The sequence below is a fragment of the Pseudohaliea sp. genome (assembly GCF_054552115.1).
This window is the reverse complement of the sequence record NZ_JBTOLW010000020.1, coordinates 17,064-36,240: the sequence shown is the minus strand read 5'-3', so window position 1 is coordinate 36,240 and position 19,177 is coordinate 17,064. Positions and strand designations below refer to the sequence as shown.

Annotated in this window: 13 protein-coding genes and 1 tRNA gene; 8 read left to right on the top strand and 6 right to left on the bottom strand. The window is 66.4% G+C overall.

The window, feature by feature from the left end:
- Nucleotides 1-151 precede the first annotated feature (151 nt).
- The 5 genes from ACX93N_RS10765 to ACX93N_RS10745 all read left to right on the top strand — a co-directional run bounded on the left by ACX93N_RS10765 (nt 152) and on the right by ACX93N_RS10745 (nt 5,552).
- Nucleotides 152-691 carry a DsrE family protein gene (locus tag ACX93N_RS10765; protein WP_459428420.1) on the top strand — a complete coding sequence of 180 codons (540 nt, stop codon included), beginning with the start codon at nt 152-154 and terminating at the stop codon, nt 689-691.
- Between the two features lie 46 nt (nt 692-737).
- Nucleotides 738-2,438, top strand: a complete 1,701-nt coding sequence (locus ACX93N_RS10760; RefSeq protein ID WP_459428419.1) for an N-acyl-D-amino-acid deacylase family protein — start codon at nt 738-740, stop codon at nt 2,436-2,438.
- Nucleotides 2,439-2,575: 137 nt separating this feature from the next.
- Nucleotides 2,576-3,055, top strand: coding sequence for a rhodanese-like domain-containing protein (locus ACX93N_RS10755; RefSeq protein WP_459428418.1), 480 nt, complete (start codon nt 2,576-2,578; stop codon nt 3,053-3,055).
- Nucleotides 3,055-4,002, top strand: a complete 948-nt coding sequence (locus ACX93N_RS10750) for an MBL fold metallo-hydrolase (RefSeq protein WP_459428417.1) — start codon at nt 3,055-3,057, stop codon at nt 4,000-4,002. Before ACX93N_RS10755 ends, ACX93N_RS10750 begins: the two co-directional genes overlap by 1 nt.
- A 23-nt stretch (nt 4,003-4,025) precedes the next feature.
- Nucleotides 4,026-5,552, top strand: a complete 1,527-nt coding sequence (locus tag ACX93N_RS10745) for an amidohydrolase family protein (RefSeq protein WP_459428416.1) — start codon at nt 4,026-4,028, stop codon at nt 5,550-5,552.
- Here the strand turns inward: ACX93N_RS10745 and ACX93N_RS10740 are convergent.
- A complete protein-coding gene (locus ACX93N_RS10740) occupies nt 5,549-6,106 on the bottom strand; it encodes a hypothetical protein (protein WP_459428415.1) in 558 nt (185 codons plus the stop codon). The genes ACX93N_RS10745 and ACX93N_RS10740 overlap by 4 nt on opposite strands.
- 91 nt (nt 6,107-6,197) lie before the next feature.
- Between ACX93N_RS10740 and ACX93N_RS10735 the strand changes: the two genes are divergently transcribed.
- Together ACX93N_RS10735 and ACX93N_RS10730 are read left to right on the top strand one after the other, a co-directional pair.
- Nucleotides 6,198-6,932, top strand: coding sequence for an ABC transporter permease (locus tag ACX93N_RS10735; protein ID WP_459428414.1), 735 nt, complete (start codon nt 6,198-6,200; stop codon nt 6,930-6,932).
- A 59-nt stretch (nt 6,933-6,991) separates the two neighbouring features.
- Nucleotides 6,992-7,783 (top strand): copper resistance protein NlpE N-terminal domain-containing protein, encoded by a 792-nt coding sequence (locus tag ACX93N_RS10730; protein ID WP_459428413.1) that lies wholly within the window; start codon nt 6,992-6,994, stop codon nt 7,781-7,783.
- 24 nt (nt 7,784-7,807) lie between these two features.
- Here ACX93N_RS10730 and ACX93N_RS10725 read toward each other — a convergent pair whose 3' ends face one another.
- From ACX93N_RS10725 to ACX93N_RS10715, 3 genes are all read right to left on the bottom strand, one after another.
- The gene (locus ACX93N_RS10725) at nt 7,808-8,692 is read right to left on the bottom strand and encodes a hypothetical protein (RefSeq protein WP_459428412.1); all 885 of its coding nucleotides are present in this window, start codon (nt 8,690-8,692) and stop codon (nt 7,808-7,810) included.
- A 1-nt stretch (nt 8,693) separates the two neighbouring features.
- Complete coding sequence (locus tag ACX93N_RS10720; protein WP_459428411.1) at nt 8,694-10,169, bottom strand: amidohydrolase family protein; 1,476 nt, start codon at nt 10,167-10,169, stop codon at nt 8,694-8,696.
- A gap of 119 nt (nt 10,170-10,288) precedes the next feature.
- Entirely contained in the window at nt 10,289-10,933 is a 645-nt protein-coding gene (locus ACX93N_RS10715; protein ID WP_459428410.1) for a hypothetical protein, read from the bottom strand.
- Nucleotides 10,934-11,218: 285 nt separating this feature from the next.
- Between ACX93N_RS10715 and ACX93N_RS10710 the strand changes: the two genes are divergently transcribed.
- Nucleotides 11,219-13,123 (top strand): winged helix-turn-helix domain-containing protein, encoded by a 1,905-nt coding sequence (locus ACX93N_RS10710; protein WP_459428409.1) that lies wholly within the window; start codon nt 11,219-11,221, stop codon nt 13,121-13,123.
- A gap of 89 nt (nt 13,124-13,212) precedes the next feature.
- On the opposite strand, the gene ACX93N_RS10705 is transcribed toward ACX93N_RS10710, so the two are convergent.
- Nucleotides 13,213-13,289, bottom strand: a tRNA-Pro gene (locus ACX93N_RS10705).
- A 182-nt stretch (nt 13,290-13,471) separates the two neighbouring features.
- Nucleotides 13,472-18,922 (bottom strand): DUF7933 domain-containing protein, encoded by a 5,451-nt coding sequence (locus ACX93N_RS10700; RefSeq protein ID WP_459428408.1) that lies wholly within the window; start codon nt 18,920-18,922, stop codon nt 13,472-13,474.
- Nucleotides 18,923-19,177 lie beyond the last annotated feature (255 nt).

Here is a 19,177-nt window from a genome sequence, read left to right as displayed (position 1 = left end):
GACGGCGCGACCACCCGGCGGCCTTTAGACGCTAGCATGCCCGCAGCAGCAGGCGAGTACCAGTCGTGGCACACTGGGCAGCACCCCGGGTGGAGCCTGCCGGTAGCAAGGCCGGCCCTGCCCATTCACTGAAACAGATGGAACCAGCATCATGAAGAAACCCGTCCTTGCCCTCTATCTCGGCCTTGCGTTCAGCCCCGGTTTCGTCCCCGGCACGGCATCGGCCGGCCCCGAGGCCTTTACCAGCGGCCCGCTGATCAAGGGCTACGGCATGATCGCCCCGGTGCCCCAGGCCGCGCCGCTGCCCGCCGATACCAGCTTCAAGGTCGCCATCGACGTGGTCGAGGGCGGTATCGACGGCGAACTCAACGGCAAGTTCAGGACTGCAGCCAGTCTCATCAACCTGTTGCATGCGTCGGGCGTGCCCGCGGAGCGCATCGAAGTCGGCCTCGTGGTCCACGGTCCCGCCTACCGCGACCTGCTGGTCGACGGGGCCTACGGGGGCGAAAACCCGAACGCCGGGCTCATCGCCGAGCTCCAGGCTCATGGCGCGACGCTCTATTACTGCGGCCAGTCCGCCGTCTATCGCGACGTTGCCGAAGCAGACCTCCTGCCCGGGATAGAGGTCACGCTGTCGGCCACGATCACCCACGCCATGCTCCAGCAGCAGGGCTATACCCTGCGCCCCTGAGCCCGCTATACAAGTTTTTGCATAGGCACTGACGAGGATTGCCGCCATGTTCCAGCGCACGCTCTACCGCCTGCTGAAACCCACCCTTGCCGCGCTTGCCATAGCGCTCGCAGCAGCCACCGGCGCCGCGGAAGCGGCGCGCTACGACACCCTGATCCTCGATGGCCTGATTGTCGACGGCTCGGGCGAGACGCCCTACGTGGCGGATCTCGCGATTCGCGGCGATCGCATTGCGGCCATCGGCGACCTCGACGACGCGACGGCCGGCAGGGTCATCGATGCCGCGGGCAAGGCGGTGAGTCCCGGGTTCATCAACATACTCTCCTGGGCCGTCATAGACCTGATCCGGGACGGGCGCGGCATGAGCGACCTGACGCAGGGCATCACGCTGGAAGTCTTCGGCGAGGGCAATTCCATGGGCCCGCTGACGCCGGCGATGAAGGCCGATTTCCCGACGTACTGGGATGGCGTCGAGGCCCAATGGACGACCCTCGGCGAGTACCTCGAGTTCCTGGAAGCCAGGGGTGTCTCGCCCAACGTCGCCTCGTTCATCGGCGCGACCACGCCACGCGCCCATGTCCTGGGCATGGACGACGTGGACCCGACGCCGGCCCAGCTCGATGAGATGCAGGAACTCGTCCGCGAGGCCATGCGCGAGGGCGCCATGGGGGTCGCTTCATCGCTCATCTACACCCCCGGCAACTTCGCGGATACCGATGAACTGATCGCGCTGGCCAGCGCCGCCGGCGAGTTCGGCGGCCTCTACGCCTCCCACGTGCGCAATGAAGGCAAGGGCGTCTTCGGCGCCGTGGAAGAGCTGATCACCATCGCCCGCGAGGCCGGCGTTCCCGCCGAGATCTATCACCTCAAGATGGCCCACCCTTCCGTCTGGGGGCGTTTCGATGAACTGGTTGCCCGCATCGAGAGGGCCCGTGCGGAAGGGCTCGAGATCACCGCCGATGTCTACCCGTACCCCGCCGGTGCCACGGGTCTCGACGCCATCATGCCGCCCTGGGCCAACGAGGGCGGTCTTGACGCCTGGATCGAGCGCATGCAGGACCCGGCAACCCGGGACCGGCTCCGCGCCGCCATGCGCGAGGATTCGGACGAGTGGGAGAACATGCTCACCGGCGCAGGACCGGGAGCGATCCTGCTCACGGGCTTCCGCAATCCCGAGCTGCAGAAGTACGTAGGCATGACGCTGGCCGAAGTCGCCGCCGAGCGCGGCACGTCGCCGGAAGACACTGCCATGGACCTGGTGATCGCCGACCGCTCGCGGGTGGACGCGGTGTTCTTCACCCAGTCCGAAGACGTCGTGCGCCGGGCGGTGGCCCTGCCCTGGACCAGCTTCTGCACCGATGCCGGTGCCCCGGCGGCCGAGGGCGAGTTCCTGAAGAACAGCACGCACCCGCGCGCCTACGGCACCTTTCCGCGGGTGCTGGGCCACTACGTGCGCGAGGAGGGCCTGCTGTCGCTGGCCGAGGCGGTGCGCAAGGCCAGCGCCCTGCCGGCGGAGAATCTCTCCCTGGTCGACCGCGGCCGCCTGGCGCCGGGCTTCTATGCCGACGTGGTCGTTTTCGACCCGGAGACCATCATCGACCGCGCCACCTTCGAGGCGCCGCACCGGTACTCCAGCGGCGTGGAACAGGTGTTCGTAAACGGCGGTCACGTCATTGCCGACGGGGCGCACACGGGCGCGAAGCCGGGGCGGGTCGTGCGCGGGCCGGGCTGGACCGGGTGGGAATAGACCCGGGCCCTTGACCTGCCGCAAGAAGACCGCAGGTAACCGCTCCGCGAACTGCTAAGCGTCATATGCCTGTGGCACACTCGCCGCCATCCCGCTGCAGTCAAGCCAGCTGCGGCACAAGGAAAAAGGAGGACATCATGAGCAAGCATAGCCATCCCGCTGCGGCCTGGCTGGCCGCCCTGGCCATCACTCTGCTCGCCCCGCTGGCCAGCGCCCAGGGCCTGTTCGGCGCAAGTGTACCGACGATCACCCTGGAAGAAATCCGCGAGGCCGAGGAACGCGGCGAGCCCCTGCAGTTCGTCGATGTGCGTTCCGAGGAGGAGATGGCTGTCTCCATGCTCCCCGGCGCCATTACGCGGCGCGAGTACGAACGCAATCCCGGGGCCTACGAGGACGCCCGCATTGTGCCCTACTGCACCGTCGGCGCCCGCAGCGGCAAGTACACCCGGGAACTGCGCGAGCGCGGCGTCAAGGCCGTCAACTACCGCGGCAGCATCATCGACTGGGTCGAACACAACGAACCGCTGGTGACTCCCGAAGGGGAGCCGACCAAGCGGGTCCATACCTACAGTGACCGTTTTTCGGTGCCCGAGCCCTACATCGCGGTCACCGACTAATGAGCCATGACGGCGGGGCGCCCTGCCGGCGCCTCCCTGGCGGCATCACCTGCATCGACGCGGGCTACGTTGCGCCCGGGACCGCCTGCTTCTACCTGGTCGAGGGGGATGGCGAAGTCGCCGTCGTCGAGACCGGCACCACCCACAGCCTGCCCAACCTGCTGGCCACGCTCAACGACCTCGGTATCGAGCGCGACCAGCTGCGCTACGTGGTGCCGACGCACGTGCACCTGGACCACGCCGGCGCCGCCGGCCTCTACCTGCGCGAATTCCCCCGGGCGGAGCTGCTCGTCCACCCGCGCGGCGCGCGGCACCTCATCGACCCGGGCAAGCTCGTGGCCAGCGCCGTCGGCGTCTACGGCGAGGACAGCTTTCGCGCGCTCTACGGCGAGATCGTACCGGCACCGGCGGAGCGGGTCCGCACGCTGGAGGACGGCGAGTGGTTCGAAGTCGGCGGCCGCCGCCTGGAGGCGGTGCACCTGCGCGGGCACGCCGAGCACCACTTCTGTCTCTGGGACGAGGCCACCCGCGGCTGGTTCAGCGGCGACATGTTCGGCATCTCCTACGCTTACCTGCGCCTGCCGGCCGGCGCGTTCGTGCTGCCCGCCACCACGCCGACGCAGTTCGACCCGCCGGCCTACCGCGAGAGCGTGCGCACCCTGGCCGGGCGCGACCCCGCCTGGCTCTACCTCACGCACTACGGAGCGCTCGCCTTCGACCCGGCCCAGGCAGACCTGCTCTGCGACCAGCTGCGCGTCTACGAGACGCTTGGGAGTCTCCAGGACGACGATCTCGACCGGGCCCTGCACCGCTGTACCGAGACGGCCCTGCGGACGCTCGTGAACGATGAGAGTGCCCGCTTCCTCGCGGGAGAACTGCACATGGACCTGGCGCTCAATGCCCAGGGTATTGCCTGGCGGGCGCGGCAGCTGGCGACGCAACAATAACAACCCCGGGAGTACAGCAACCGATGATCCGCTCAGCAGCCACCCCCCCGCTTCTCTTGTTTCTCCTCCTCACCCTACTGCCCATCTTCGCCGCCTCCGGGCATGCGTACGACCTGGTGCTCCGCGGCGGCCGGGTCATGGACCCGGAAACCGGCCTCGATGCCGTGCGCGACGTCGGTATCGACGGCAGTCGTATCACGGCGATCAGCGAGGCAGCGCTCGCCGGCGACCGGGTGATCGATGCGACCGGCAGGGTCGTGGCGCCCGGCTTCATCGACGCCCACCTGCACGGTGTGACGCCCATCGCCTACAAGCTCGCGCTGCGTGACGGGTTGACCACGGCGATGGACCTTGAGTTCGGCACGCTGGGCACCCGGGTCGACGACTGGTACGCCGAGCGCGCAGGACGCACCCAGGTGAACTACGGCACCGCCTCCAGCCACGAGCTCGCGCGCTCCCTGGTCCTCGACGGCATCGAGGCAAAGGATGTGAGCGAGGCGCCCCTCAGCCGCGGCCGGGGAACCCGCTGGGCGGACGGTGTGCCCACGGAGGAGGAATTCTCGGCGATCATGACCACCATCGACGCCGGCCTCGCCGCCGGCGCCATCGGGCTCGGTTCCACCGTCGGCTACCTGCCCGGCGCCAGCGCGCGCGAACTCTACGAGGCCCAGAAAGTGGCAGCGGGCTACGGCCGCCTGAGTGCCGTACACACCCGGCACACGCCGGGCACGGCCACTACCACGCCGAACGGCATCCAGGAAATGCTTGCCAACGCGGTTTCCCTGGGCGCGCCGGCCATCGTCATGCACTTCAACAACCCGGGCTGGGAGCTGGTGCAGGACCTCCTCCTCGGCCTGCGCAACGAGGGGCACAACGTGTGGGGCGAGATCTATCCCTACGCGGCCGGCTCCACGACGCTCAATGCGGCGTTCTTCCGCCCGGAAGTCTATGAGGAGAAACTCGGCAAACGCTACGAGGACACGCTCTTCGACCCGGCGACACAGACCTTCTATACAAAGGCGCGCTACCTGGAAACAGTAGCCAATGATCCGGCCAGGCCCGTCATCGTCTACAAGATGCCGCCCGGGCAGATCCCCGACTGGCTGCGCATGGACGGCATCACCATGGGCTCCGATGGCATGCCTATCGACGGCCGCCACGGCTGGAACACACCCTTCGACGCCCTGCCCGCCATGCACCCCCGGGGGGCGGGTGCCCGGGGCCGCACACTGCGCCTGGCCCGGGAACACGACATCCCGCTCATGCACGTGCTCGCCGCCCTTAGCTACCGCACGGCGAAGCATCTCGGCGACACGGGGCTCGCCGCCATGGACGAGCGCGGCCGGCTGCAGGAAGGCATGATCGCGGATATTGTGGTTTTCGACCCGGCCACGGTGACCGACAACGCCACCTATGCGGAGAGCACGCGCCCGACCACGGGTATCGACTACGTGCTCGTGGGCGGCCGGGTCACCGTCGACGGGGGCCGGGTGCGCGATGACATGTTCGCGGGCGAGGCGATCCGCTTCCCGCCGCAGGCTGCGGACTAGGGCTTGCCCTCCACGTCACGCAGCGCGGTGAGCACATAGACGGCCGCGAAGGGCGCGAAGAAGATCGAACTCAGCCCGTCCGTGAGCGTCGACAGCACAGCGCCGAGGAGCAGCAGGACCAGCGTCAGCGTGAACTGCTGGGCGAGTCCCACGCGGTCCGCCAGGGCCTTGCTCTCGCGCATCGCCTCACCGAGCCCCAGGCCGCGCTCGACCATGAGCGGGAAGACGTAGAACCAGATCGTCGCCAGGAAGAGCCCGGGCAGGATGAAGAGAGCAAAGCCGATGGCGATGAGTATGGCCAGCGCGTAGAAGGCGAGCACGAACTCGAGGAAGCGATCGAAATAGAACACGTCGCCGAACTGCGGCTCCCGCCCCTCGCGCAGTCGCAGCGACACCATGCGGTAGAGGCCGGCGAGCAATGGCCCGCCGAGAATGCCGAGCGTCAGGCCCGTAAGGAGCGACACGAAGAAGCCGGCGACGATGAGAGGAAGAATATCGCGCAGGAAGGCGTCAAAGGCACGTTTCAGGATGCTGATGATCGCGGCGCTGTCCATTGCTTGACCTGTCTCTTCGAGTGGTCTTCCATAAACGCATCGACCAGCGATCGCTGTCAAGCGAGACGCTGCAGCCCGGAGCGCGCAGCCCATGCCGGACACCGTGATCGCCATCAGCCTGCCCCGCCTCGCCCTCGCCTTCCTGCCCGTCGCCGCGACCCTCGCGGTCTTCCTCGCCTGGGCCCTGGACGTGCGCCACCCGCTCTACGCGCTGCTGCGCATGCTCGTGCAGTTGCTGCTCGTGGGCTACGTGCTTGCCTACATCTTCGGCGCCGACGCGTGGTGGCTGATCCTGCTCGTACTGCTGTTCATGGCGGGGGCCGCCGGCTGGATAGCCCTCAACACCGTGCCGGGGCTGCGCTGGCGGCTGCTCGCCCATTCCCTCGCCGCCGTCTTCGTCGGCGGCGGCGTGACGCTGCTCTTCGCCACCCAGGGCGTGCTGCAGGTGGAGCCCTGGTACAAACCGCGCTACCTCGTGCCCCTGGGCGGCATGACCTTCGCCAATGCCATGACCGCGGTGAGCCTCGCCGCGGAGCGGGTGCGCAGCGAACTCGGGCACGGCACACCGTGGATCGAAGCGCGCAACACTGCCTTCCAGGCAGCGATGATCCCCGTGATCAACGCGCTGTTCGCCGTGGGGCTGGTATCACTGCCCGGGATGATGACCGGACAGATCCTGTCCGGGGTATCGCCGCTGCTGGCCGCACGCTACCAGGTATTGATCATGTGCCTGATCTTTGCCGCTGCGGGCCTTGCCGCGGCGCTCTTCCTCGCCGGCGCCCGTCCGGTACTCGCACCCCGGCAGCCCGGGCCCCACGACCACTGACGTTCCCCGTCGAACGGTCAGCGACTATGCTGGAGCCGTCCATGCACTGGAGTCTGCCCATGGTTCAGCAACGACTTTTCCTGCCTCTTATACTGCTGATGTCGGCCTGCGCTGCGGGCAGCCCGGAACCGACCGACCCGAGCCCGCCCAAGCCGGACCCGGCCCACAACAGCCGCCTCAGCCTCGACTGGGACGGCACTTACCGGGGGATACTGCCCTGCGCCGACTGCCCGGGGATCGAGACAGTGATCACCCTGACGGCAGACGGCACCTACCTACGCGCAGTCCGTTTCCTCGAGCGCGAGGACGGCTACCGGCGCGACCAGGGAGAATTCGAGTGGAACGCGGCTGGCTCGGCGGTCACTCTGGGTGATGGTGAGGGCAGCCAGCGCTACCAGGTGGGAGAGGACCGGCTGTTCTTCCTCGACCGGCGGGGGCAACGCATTGCGGGTGAACTCGCGGAGAACTACGTACTCGTGAAAGACCTGACCGACCCCAGGCTGGAGAGCCGGGACTGGGTGCTCACCGAGCTGATGGGCAAACCCGTTTCGCTCCCGGAGGGCCAGCCCGCGCCGAGCCTCCGCTTCGACCCTTCTACCGGACGGGTCAGCGGCAGCGACGGCTGCAACCGCCTCATGGGCAGCTACCGGCTTCTCGAGCGGGACCGCATCGAGTTCGGCCAGCTGGCGGGCACGCTCATGGCCTGCCCCGACATGACCCTGCCTGACCGCTTCCGCGAGGTGCTCGGCATGGCCGGAGACTATGCGATCAGCGACGGGGAGCTATCGCTGTTCAAGGGGCGGATGGCGATCCTGGCGCGTTTTCGCGCGTCGCCGGCGGCGACGGAGTGAATCATCCGGCGCGGCAGCCGGCGTTCAGTTCGCAGCGGTCTCGAGCAGGGAGCGGCTGCCGGCGGCAAAGCGCGCATCGATCACGGCGCTGATGGCCCTGCGCACCTGCTCGGGCACGGCGGTACGTGCCGCCGCGGCCGCCTCCACCGTGGCCGCCGCCGGATCGTCCGGCAGCGTGTCACTCAGTTTCTCCACCATGATGGCCGGTAGTGCTTCCGCTGCGACACCGGCGTTCCGCGCCGCCGGCGGTGGGGCTGCCGGCATTGCGGGATCGATGCCCAGCGCGGCGAAAAGACCGGCGCCGGGATAGGCCTCGCTGTCGAAGTCGAAGACCCGCAGCGGCGCGCCGGGCACCCGTCGGCGAAAGCGGGAAAGATGCCTGCCATGGTCCAGCAAGTACAGCCATTCCGGCGCGAAGAAATCGCCCGGGGCCGGTTCCGCAATGCGCACGAAACCATCTCGCAGCGCCTCGGCGAGGAGCTGGAACGGATCGTAGTAACCGTGACCCGAGAGCTGACCGACCATGCTCCAGAACTGCGCCGAGGGCCTGCGCAGGTAGACCGCCAGCGTCACCGACGCGTCGCAGTCGCGGCGCACCGCCTGCACCAGCTCCACACCGAGCCCCGGACGCACGAGGAGCGATGACAGGTCCTCGGCCGAGAGGACGACCTGGCTCGCGCCGGTCTCAAAGCCCTTCCGGGCATAGGTCAGCAGCGGTTCCAGGTCGTCCTGCTGCAGGGCCCAGGCCTCGGGATAATTGCCTTCGATCGGGCCCTCAGGACGGCGGAAGTAAATGCCGGCCTCGGCCAACCGGTCCTGCTCCTGCGCCAGCATGGCCTGGATGTAGGTCGAACCGGTCTTGTGCAGCCCCGCGTGCAGCCAGAGCCAACGCTGTGGCGTCCCTGTCACGCTAGAGCGGGCCGTCGCCGGCCCAGCGCGCCAGGTTCAGGAACTGGCGCCGGCTGGTTGGACCGTGGGTGCGGAAGTGCGGGTCCGGCTGCTCGCGGTAGCGCGCCCGGGCGTGGGCGACCCGGTCCGCGCTCAGGGTATCGACGAGGCCGGGCGCCACGTCGTACACCCGCAGCGCGTTGTCGGCGAAGATCTTACGCTTGCGCGCCGCGGTGAGCGCCGGATAACCGTGCCGCTCGGCCACGGCCGGGTCGATCTGGAAGGCGCGGAAGGCCTGGATCTGGTCCTGCGGCGAACCGTACCAGATCGAGTCCGTGCCCCAGAGGATATTGTCCTCGCCCAGGTGCTTGAGCAGCTTGCCGAGAGCGTGCGCTGCCGAATCCGGATCGCGCATGAGGTAACGCCAGGTCGAACCGAGCTCCGCGTAGACGTTCGAACCGTGGCCGAGGTCGTTGTCGAGCACGGTCTTCACCAGCGAGTCGATGCCCTCGTTACGCGCCGGGTCGTAGGGACCTTCCGCTTGCCCGGGCACGAAGCCGGAGTGGTAGACGAGAAAGTCGATATCCGGGTAGCGGCGGGCGACCCGGCCGATGTCGTCACAGAGGGAATGCTCGTAGGACTGCTTGCCGAAGGGGATGCCCTTGTGGATCGCCACGCGCTTCACGCCCAGCTCGCGCGCCTGCTCGAGGAAGGGAATGCCGGACTCCGGATCGTCCAGCCAATAACCCACACCCTCCGGCCCCCACTGCGTGTAGGTCTTCCAGGCGCAGATGCCGAAGTCATCCCGGAGCCGGCGCATGTCGGCGATATCGCCGGGCTGGTTGGGATTGACGCGCCCGTGCAGGAACAGCCGCTTCGAGCCCTCCAGCTGCGCGACCACGGCCTGCGCGGCGGCGGCCTCCTCGATGGTCAGCGGTTCTTTAGCGCGTGTGGATGGCACGAAGGACAGCACCATCAGCGCCGTGTCGGAATCCATGAACACGTCCTGCACGAAGGCATCGGGTCCCAGGCACTGCAGGTAGCTGCGCTCCCCGGGCTCGCTGGCCAGGGCGCAGCCCGCCTGCGGCATGCCCGACAGCGGGCGCGCATCCTCGGGCAGCAGGTCGAGCCAGGCGCCGGTGGGGTTCACGAAGTGGCCCTGCACGTCGAAGATCAGTTCGTTACCGCCGAGCTCCGCATTCGCGGCCTCCTCTTCCAGCGCGGCCTCGGGCGCGAGGGCATAGTAGCCGGCCGCGCCGCCGGCAGCGGCGCGGGCAGCATTGAACGCCAGCAGGGTACAGGCGGCGCCGCGGGCGGAGACGAGAAAGGCCCTGCGGCTGAGGCCAAGTCGCCGCGCCGTTTCCGTGACCCGCGCCTGCGCGAGGTTGTTGGCATGTACGCTTAGCGGGTCGAGGGGAAGGGGTTCGAACTCACCATTGCTGGTACTGTCGACCTTGATCGGCAGGCGGCGGCCCTCGGGGTCGTGCTTCGATGGCATCGGGAAAGCTCTCTGCTGCGTGTCACCACCCTTTTGCCAGATAGTCGAGGCTCCGGCAACCATGCGTCGTCACCGACGCCGCCTTCGCCACTGCCACCAGCGCATGCCTCAGGCGCTGGTCACTCGTCGATGAAGAAGCGCAGGCGTGTCGGGGCCTCGAGGCTACCCCCGCCACCGCCCTCGCAAAGATCGATGGCTGCCCTCGCGGAGCGCACGTCCTGGTCTTCGGTGTAGCAGACGGTGTAGGAGCCATTTTCCGCGTCGAAGCGCTCAAAAACCGCGTAGCCGGTCAGGTCCGGCCGTTCCGTGCTGGCGAGCTGGGTATAGTTGATCACCCGGTCGTTCTGTTCAAAGTTGTATTTGCCCGCGGCAAAGATCGGCCCGGCACGCTTGGTGTAGCTGCCGTTTTCGGAAAAACTGTAGGTAACGGACATGCCGGCCTCGCGAACCGTAAAGGTGGTGGATACGAACAGGTCCGGGTCAAAGGCGTCCGTGGGTATCTCCTTGAACTGCGGCACAAGATAGAAGACCTCTTCCGGACGCTCCAGGAAGCCCATGAGGATGTCGTTGCCCTCGAAGCCCGAGGTGAACAGCCGGCATGGATCGTCGGAGCCTCCGCAGAGCCCGCGGTCCCGCTTGAGCCAACCGTCAAAGCGGTAGCCTGTCGCTGCCTCGGCGCTGAAGGTCTCGTCGAAAAACAGGTCCACGACATCGATGCTGCACAGCTCACCGGTGCTGCAGCTGTAAACACCGGATTCGGTCACTACCTGACCACCGGGCGGAACTTCAATCTGGATCTTGCAACCTGCGGTAAACAACAGTGGCATGGTAATGACTATCAGTGTTGACTGTTTCATGATGCGCTACCTCTGGCTCTCTGTCGGGGTCGTCCGGTTTCCTGCCGAGCACGTCGGCAGGTGAACCTGCCAGACGCGCGCTGCGAGGAGGCAAGGTAGAATGGGCGGCCACGGAAATAACGAAAAGCGGACGAAATTTCACGAAAGAACGGTGAATTTCGCTGAAAAACCAACAATCAGGGCTACTTGAACATGCCGTCAGCTGCACCGCAGAACCTGCTCGCCTATCGGCATTTCTCGGTCGATGTCAGCCGCGGTGCGGTGCTCCGCGACGGCCAGACGCATACGCTCCGCCCCCAGTCCTTCCGGGTGCTCCACTACCTCCTGAGCAATCCGGACCGCCTGGTCAGTAAACAGGAGTTGTTCGAGCAGATCTGGGGCGACGCCGTCGTCACCGACGACAGCCTGGCGCAGTGCCTCGTTGATATCCGCAGGGCGCTGGGTGAAACCGGCCGCCGGGCCGTGACAACCGTGCCTCGCCGGGGCTACAGGTTCCAGACGGCCGAAGCCGGCGCGGCAGCGGATGTTGAGGAGGCGGACGAAGAGCGCCCAAACCGGCGCGCCAGGACGCGATGGTCTGTGGCACTGGTGCTGCTGCTGGCCGTGTTCTCGAGCTGGTGGCTTCTCGACGCCCGCGGGCCAGACCCGGCGGCGCTGCCGGCCGCGTCCCCCGAGCCCGCGCCGGTCATCGCCGTGATGCCCTTTGCGGATTTTTCGGCAGGTCAGGACATGGCATACCTCGCCTATGGCCTGCCGGAGGAAATCATCAACACTCTGACACGCCTGCAGGGCCTGCGTGTCATTTCCCGGACCTCCTCGTTCCTCCCGCGCGTCAGTGACCAGAAGACGGCCAGGGAAATCGGTGAAGAGCTCGGCGCGACGCACCTGCTCGAGGGCAGCATCCGCGAACTCGACGGCATGCTGCGGATCACGGTACAGCTCATAGAAACCCGCACCGGCCACCACAGCTGGTCCGAAACCCTCGATCGCAGGCAGGAGGACCTGTTCCGCGTGCAAAGCCAGCTTGCCGCCGCGGTCGCGAACCGCTTTCTCCTCACGGTAATGCGCCCGGTAGAGCAGTCCGTCAGCGCCGGAGACTACACGCGGTACCTGCGCGCGATTTACCCGCTACGCAAGGGAGAGTTCGGCAGCCTCAGCGCAAACGCGCTGACCCTGGAGGGCGTAGTGCAGCGCAATCCGGCATTCGTACCTGCCGCTGACGCACTGGCGGAAATCACTTTCCTGCAGGTATACCGCGGGGAGCTGTCCGCGGCCGAAGGCGCGGCCCGGGTGCGCGCCCTGGCGCAGAGGATGCGGGCGGCGCCGTCGGGTGAAGCCAGCGCCCACGGCGTGCTGGCAGAACTGGCCCTGCGGCTGGAGAATGATCTGCCCGGGGCTGCAGCGCATATCTCCCGGGCCCTGGCGATCGCGCCGAACACACCGCGTTACCTGCGGATCGCCGGCGACCTCGCCTACGCCCTGTACCGCTTCCCCACGGCGATCCGGATTCTCCAGGCGGTCATCGACCTCGACCCCCTGTGCGGTGCCTGCCATGCCGCACAGATGCATGCCTACATCGCCGCCGGGGAACTGCGCCTCGCCGAGCAGGCCGCGCGCAGCGTGATGGAACTGACACGAGGTGGCCATTTTACCCTCGCACTGGTCAAAATCGGGCAGGGTGCCTTCGACACGGCGCAACAAATCCTGGAAACGGAAATCCCGCGCAAAGCCGAGCCCTTCCGGCGGTTCTACGAAGCGCTGCTTTGTCACGCCCGCGGGGACACGGCCTGCTACCGGTCCAGGCTCCAGGCCTTTAAAGCCGGCAATGGTGAGAAGGAGGCGGTACGGATTGCACAGCTCCACGCCATCGATGGCGACAGGGACGAGGCCCTCGCCTGGATCGCGCAGGCGCGGCAGACCAACCTGCCCCGGTTGCTGACGGCGCTGCCCGACCCGCTGTTCGACAGGCTGCGCGAGGATGCCCGCTGGCAGCAACTGCTGACGGAACTCGGGCGCTCACCGCGGCAGCGCGACGCTGTCACCCTGAATGCACATGCGCTGCTTGCTGGCGAAGCAGGCCGGAACTGGCAGGGATAACCGAAGAGAAAGTAGTGAGAACCGGTCCATCCCATTGTTAATGGGGTAGAGCCGTAGAGACGGTAAAGCATTGATTATAAAGCAAAAAATGGTCGGGACGGCAGGATTTGAACCTGCGACCACCACACCCCCAGTGTGGTGCGCTACCAGACTGCGCTACGCCCCGACGGGTCGCCCTTGCGGCGAGGACGATATTATACGCGACCCGGCCTTCGACACAACGACCCGGCTGGTTCGCGGGCTTCGGCCGCTCAAGGACTTCCTTGAGCTCAGCGAGACGAAAAGTAGCCGCCCGGCTGGTGGAGCGTTAGCGAGCATGGGACCTGAGACTACCCGGCGCAGCGGATCTCACTGCGCCGACCGGAGGTGCCGGCTACCGATCATCGCCAGACCCAATACGCTGCAAACGAGCAGCCAGAGTGGATTCAGCGGAATCGACCGGGCGAAGGTCCCCGGCGGTTGCGCCGCGCACTGCGGTGTCGCCGGAGGGTAGGACACATCAGCACTTCCCGTGGGGTTGAACTCGACCTCAAAGGTCATATCCGGCCGACGGTCGTCGGGCACCGGCTCCCACTCGCCGTCGACAAAGACCCAGCCGGGCCAGCCGGTAGCAACACCATTGGCATCCACGGAAGCGCCGGGCCAGAGCACGCGGCCGGAGCCGGGCTGACCGCTGATTTCTTCTGCCACCCTGCCCTCCGGCGTGATCCAGCGGATCGTTACCCCGGGCGCGGTACCACCGCTGAAGCCGGTGAGGTTGTAATCAACGTAGGGCGTATCGTTGATACACACCGCGCTCGCGACCACAGCAAGAGACGCCGGTGCGATCTCACCAAAGTTGTACTCGACACCGGCATCACCGGGGCCGAGTGTCACCGCCGCGATGACATCGGAAGCCGAGTCGTCTCCGACGGGCGTACCCCCCACCGTGCCGCGCCGATCGAGGCCGTCCAGCCAACCGCCGGGCTGTAGCTCGGTGACCGTGTAATCGCCCGGGGGCAAACCGGTAAATGACCAGGAGCCATCGGCGGCAGTCACCGTGACTTCACTGACCGGGCCGGTGAGCTCGATGGTGACGCCACCGATCCCTGTCTCGCCGGGGTCGAAGACACCGTCATTGCTGGCATCGAAGTAGACGTTGCCGGCAATACTTGCGGGCAGGATCTCGGAGAAGTCATTCTCCGGTGACCCGCTGACTTCATCGGCATTACCCGCATTATCGCCGAGCACGATCCCGGTGATCTCGCTGCTGCTTTGGGTAGGGTTGTCGGCGTTACCGGGGGTACCGGTACTGCTGCCGAACGGCACGATGATGCCTTCCGTCGTAATGCTGTTCAGCGTGCCGGCAGGCTGGCCCGGCTGGCAAACGGAATAGGTCCCGGCCGGCAGCTCGGCGAAGAGATAGTTGCCCGCGGCGTCCGTGTTCATTGTATCCACGACTGAGCCCGAGCAATCGGCGCCAGCACGCAGTTCGAGCAAAACCTCCGGAAGCGGGTCCGAGTCACCCGGGATGAAGATCCCGTCGGGCACCGTCTGGTTGTCGAGGAATACCTTGCCGGCAATATAGCCGAGTGTGCTCACCTTGAGGGGCGCGTCCGTGCGCTGATCGTTCGGACCGAGGTTCGTCTGCAGCGCACCGGCGGGGATCACGTTTAGATAATCACCGGGGGTCGAGGCCGTCACAGTGACCTCGATCACGCAGCCGCCCGGCGGAATCACGGAACCATCCTCGACAATGACCGATGCGGCGCCGGCCGGCGCCACGACCGAGAGCGCCGGGCAGGCCGTATCCACGGACAGGTTCGGGGTTGCAGCGACAACCATGGCGCCCGGCGACACCGGCAGCGTATCGACCAGGTCGCCCTGTAGCGTCGCCGCGCTGTCATTGTCATTACCGAGCGTAATGCGGAGCGTGGCCGGTGCATCGGGCGCGACAACAGGCGGCAGGAACTCCTTGCTCACCGGCGGCGGCTCGCTGATCACGAGCTGTGCCTGGGTACCCGGGATGTTATCGATACCCTCGAAGCTCGTCACGTCCCCCTCGGGGATCTCGTTCGTGTACGTAGCAGGCACGTTCGAGTAGACCAATGCAGTGACGGTGCAGCTATCCCCCTCGTCGCCGGCGGCGGCCAGGGTGGCGCCGGCCAGCACCAGTCCCCGGCCATTGGCGACACCGCTGACCACACCGTCGGCACAGGTGGTCGCCAAATTCGGCGGCACCGCGAGCACGAGGCCGTCGGGCAGTTCGTCGGTAAAGGTCACTTCCGTCAGTGGAATCTCGTTCGGATTTTCCAGGCGGATCGTCAGCGGAGCCACTGCGCCCGGCAGCCGCGCCGCAACGCCCGTGGTGAATCCGTTGGGATCGCCCATGTCGAGGGTCAGATCATCAAAAGCCTTATTGACGATGATCCGCTCGCGCACCTGTAGCTCCGCGGAAGCTTCCGGGTGCGGCAAGGGCGATTCGCTCACGGTGATCGTGTTTGCCGGAATCGTATTCGTGTAGGTGCCCTCGTTAGCAGCGACTACATCGACTTCGACGAAACAGGTGCTGGCGGTACTTCCCACCGCCGCGCCGATGGAGCCGCCACTGATGCTGATGCTGTTACTGCTCGGCAGGGACAAGGTCGCGGCGCCGCAGCTGGTGATGGGGTTGGGCTCCGGCGCATTCTCCAGGCCGGCGGGGTAGCTATCGGTCAGGGCAAAGCCGGTGATCGCGGCATCCGTACCGTTCAGGAATTCGATGCGCAACCGGGAAACCTCGCCGGGGCCGACGACCGGCGGCGAGAACTGCTTGTTCAGGCCCGCATCGCTGGTGGTGCTCAGGCTGCTTTCAGCAAACGTTGTGGAGTTGGTCGCGGCCTGGTCCGTGGTGATCGTGCTTTCCGGTATGCGGTTGACGATTGTTCCCAGGGCGCGCGAGGACACCTGCGCGGAGAAGGCACAGTTTTCTCCCGCTGCGAGGCTGGCACCGGAAAGGCGCAGGCTCTCGCCGCCCGGGACTGCGGTCACAATACCGCCGCTACAATCGGTGGTACCGGCGGGCACCGCAGCGAGGAACATACCGTTTGGCGTCCCCCCTTCGGTGCCATCAACGGTGAACCAGTCCACCAGCCCGAGGTTGGTAAGATCCTGACCTGAGTCGTTAGTGATCGTGACCGTCAGCGCCGCCGCCTGACCCGGGGCGATGGTGCCCGGGGTGATTGCCTTCGAGATCAGCGGCACACCGGCGGGCTCGTAGCGGAGCGTTGCCGTCACCGGGGTCGTGTTCACAATGCCACCGTCGGCTTTAATCTCACCCGCCGGAATCGTATTGACCCAGTCACTGGTCCCCGCCACCACGACATCGACGAGCACGGCACAGGTACTGGACGGCGCCAGGCCGGCGCCGCTGATGGAGACCGTCGACGCGCCGGGTGTCGCGCTGATGGTGCCGCCGGCGCAGGTGGTATAGGCATTCGCGGTCTCCGCCACCGTCATACCGGCGGGCAGCGGGTCCGTCGCCTCGATGCCGGTAATCGGTTGACTGGCATCCAGGTTCTCAAAGCGGATTTCCAGCGTACTGATGCCGCCGTCACTCGTCGCGTCGGGCGTGAACAGCTTGCTGCTGGCAAGCGTCGGGGCGTAATTCAGAGTCGCCGAATCCTCCAAGGTGCCAGTGTTCGTCTGGGTGCCATCGGCGTTGGGGCGCAGGCCGGTGGCTTCCGCGGTGTTGTTGTAGGCGCCGGCAGGACCGACGACGTCGACCTCAACCGCGCAAGTCCCCGGTGAGCCACCGCCCTGCACCGCGGGTACGACACCGTCATTCAGACTGACCGAACCGGTGCCGGCCACCGCTGTGACCGTGCCGCCGCAGCTATTGCTCATGTTGGCGGGAGACGCGACGACAAGTTGCTGGAACGGACCCGCACTCGGCAGCGTATCGCTGAAGGTCACCGAGTTGAGCGGCTCAGCCGCGAAATTGCGCAGTTCGAGGCGGAGCCGCGCTGGCACGCCCTCCAGCTTGCTGGCCGTGCCCGCGCCGTCAAAGGTCTTGACGAAGGCCACAGGGGAACGGAAGTCCACGGTCACCGTATTGGAGGCTCCGCCATTGCAGACCTGGCCACCGTCGTTGAAGCAGACCCCGCCGGCTTCGATCTGGTTCGTGGTGCTCGTCGTGGCGTCAGGATCGATCATGACCCAGAAGCTGACGGTACACTCCCCAGGCGTTGCCGCATCCGCCCGGGCGGGCACCGTTGCAATGGTGAAGTTGATACTTGTGTCGCCGGTAGTTGCGCCGTTGGTGTTGAGCGTACCGCAGGCAGCAGAAACAGTCGGATCGAACGCGCCACCGATGAGCAGTGAAGAGCCGTTGAGCAGTGTATCCTCAAGCGAAACGTTCGAGAGGGCGGCGCTGGAGAAGTTCTGAACCGTCACGTCGTAGTTGACGGCCTCTCCGGGCGCCGCGTTGTTCGGCGACCGGAACTTGCGCACCCGCAAACGGTCGGCGACGATCACCGTGGCCGACTCGGATTGACTGACAATTCCGGCGGGCGAGCTAACCGTGATCGCACCTTCCGGAAGCGTGTTGGTGTAGGTCACCGGCGTTTCTGCATCGGCCACGGTGCCGGTGAAGTCCACGGTAATCTGGCAGCTACTGTTGGCCGGGACGGTAGCACCGCTTAGGGCGAAGCCAGAGCCAAACCCCAGGAGAGTAACCGAACCGCCGCAGGTGCTGGTGACATCCGAAGCGTCAGCAATACCCAAACCTCCCTCCGGCGTGCCGATCGGGTCATCGGCAAAGCTGACGCCGGTCAGGGCGCTGCTTGCGGCATTGCTGAGGGTGATGGTGAACTGCCCCTGCTGGCCACTGGCGAGCACCGTGGGGTTGAACGCCTTCTGCACACCCAGCGGGGAGCGGACACGCACGTTGGCGGTCGCATCACCCGCGGGGGTCAGGCCCTGGTCCGAACTGAAACTGCTCGCCTCGATGCGATTGGTTAGGGTCTCCTGGTAGTTGCCATTGGTCTGCCGTCCTCTGACCTCAACATCGATGGAACAACTGGCCCCAGCGGCAAGGTCGAGGCCAGCGACATCCACCGCGGCGCTCGCACCAAGGGTCAGATTGACGCTAGCGCCAGCGGCGACGCAGTTGCCCGTTGCGGCTGCGCCGGTCGGCTCGAGAATGGCCTCTCCACCCGCCGTCGGAAGTACATCCGCGAAGGCGATGCCAGTAAGATCGATGGATGCGGGGTTGGCGACGGAGATACGCAGGGTGCGGGTAGCACCGCCCAGGATGAGGAGATTATCACTGACAAAGGTCTTGCTGACTGTCGGGCGGGCGACAGAGCGTACCGTGTAGGCCTGGTTACCGCCGGTCGCGTTGGCGCCGCCGTCGGCGCTGACTTCGTCAGCTGCGATGGCATAGCTGAGCGACGTGCCGCTCCCATCTGTCGATATCGCTTCAAGCGGCACATCGACAAAGCACTCATTGTTGGCGGGCACGGTGATGCCGGAGAAACCCAGCCTGCGCGTGCCGATGGTCGCAGAGGCCGTGCCCGCAGGGCAAGTCGTCGTTGCCGCACCGGCGACGCGGAGCGCTGCCGCGCCCGTGTCCGGCAAGACATCGGCAAGACCTGCGTTGTAGCTGGCGTTAGTAATGGGTGCGGCATTGTTGTTCTGCAGCGCTATGCGAACGCTGGTGAGTTCACCCGGGAAAACCGTCGTGGCGTTGGGCGGGACGGCGCCCGGATTGACCGTAATGGCAAAGTTGGCATCCTGCGCGTGCACAGCCCCCGCGCCCACCAGCAACAGTGCTGCCACAGCGCGAGACAGCACCCAGGGACGGCAAACCAGCTGAGCGGTGGGAATCATCCGAGATAGTAAGCGGTGCAACGACATGAAACGATCCTGATCACACGGGAGCAGTGAAAACGCTACCACACGTCTGCCCTACTCAATGATGAAATTCGACAATTCCGGCGCAAGCCCGAACGCTGAGAGCGAGAGTGTGATCTCGATCACGACACCGCAGTGCGACGCGGGCGAGTTCGGCTTGATGATGGTTATAGGACCATC

Bases quoted from the DNA above. Each gene is read 5' to 3' on its own strand.
- ACX93N_RS10740 (WP_459428415.1), bottom strand. From the start codon at position 6,106: ATGGACAGCGCCGCGATCATCAGCATCCTGAAACGTGCCTTTGACGCC.
- ACX93N_RS10735 (WP_459428414.1), top strand. From the start codon at position 6,198: ATGCCGGACACCGTGATCGCCATCAGCCTGCCCCGCCTCGCCCTCGCC.
- ACX93N_RS10765 (WP_459428420.1), top strand. From the start codon at position 152: ATGAAGAAACCCGTCCTTGCCCTCTATCTCGGCCTTGCGTTCAGCCCC.
- ACX93N_RS10730 (WP_459428413.1), top strand. From the start codon at position 6,992: ATGGTTCAGCAACGACTTTTCCTGCCTCTTATACTGCTGATGTCGGCC.
- ACX93N_RS10750 (WP_459428417.1), top strand. From the start codon at position 3,055: ATGAGCCATGACGGCGGGGCGCCCTGCCGGCGCCTCCCTGGCGGCATC.
- ACX93N_RS10745 (WP_459428416.1), top strand. From the start codon at position 4,026: ATGATCCGCTCAGCAGCCACCCCCCCGCTTCTCTTGTTTCTCCTCCTC.
- ACX93N_RS10755 (WP_459428418.1), top strand. From the start codon at position 2,576: ATGAGCAAGCATAGCCATCCCGCTGCGGCCTGGCTGGCCGCCCTGGCC.
- ACX93N_RS10720 (WP_459428411.1), bottom strand. From the start codon at position 10,169: ATGCCATCGAAGCACGACCCCGAGGGCCGCCGCCTGCCGATCAAGGTC.
- ACX93N_RS10760 (WP_459428419.1), top strand. From the start codon at position 738: ATGTTCCAGCGCACGCTCTACCGCCTGCTGAAACCCACCCTTGCCGCG.
- ACX93N_RS10710 (WP_459428409.1), top strand. From the start codon at position 11,219: ATGCCGTCAGCTGCACCGCAGAACCTGCTCGCCTATCGGCATTTCTCG.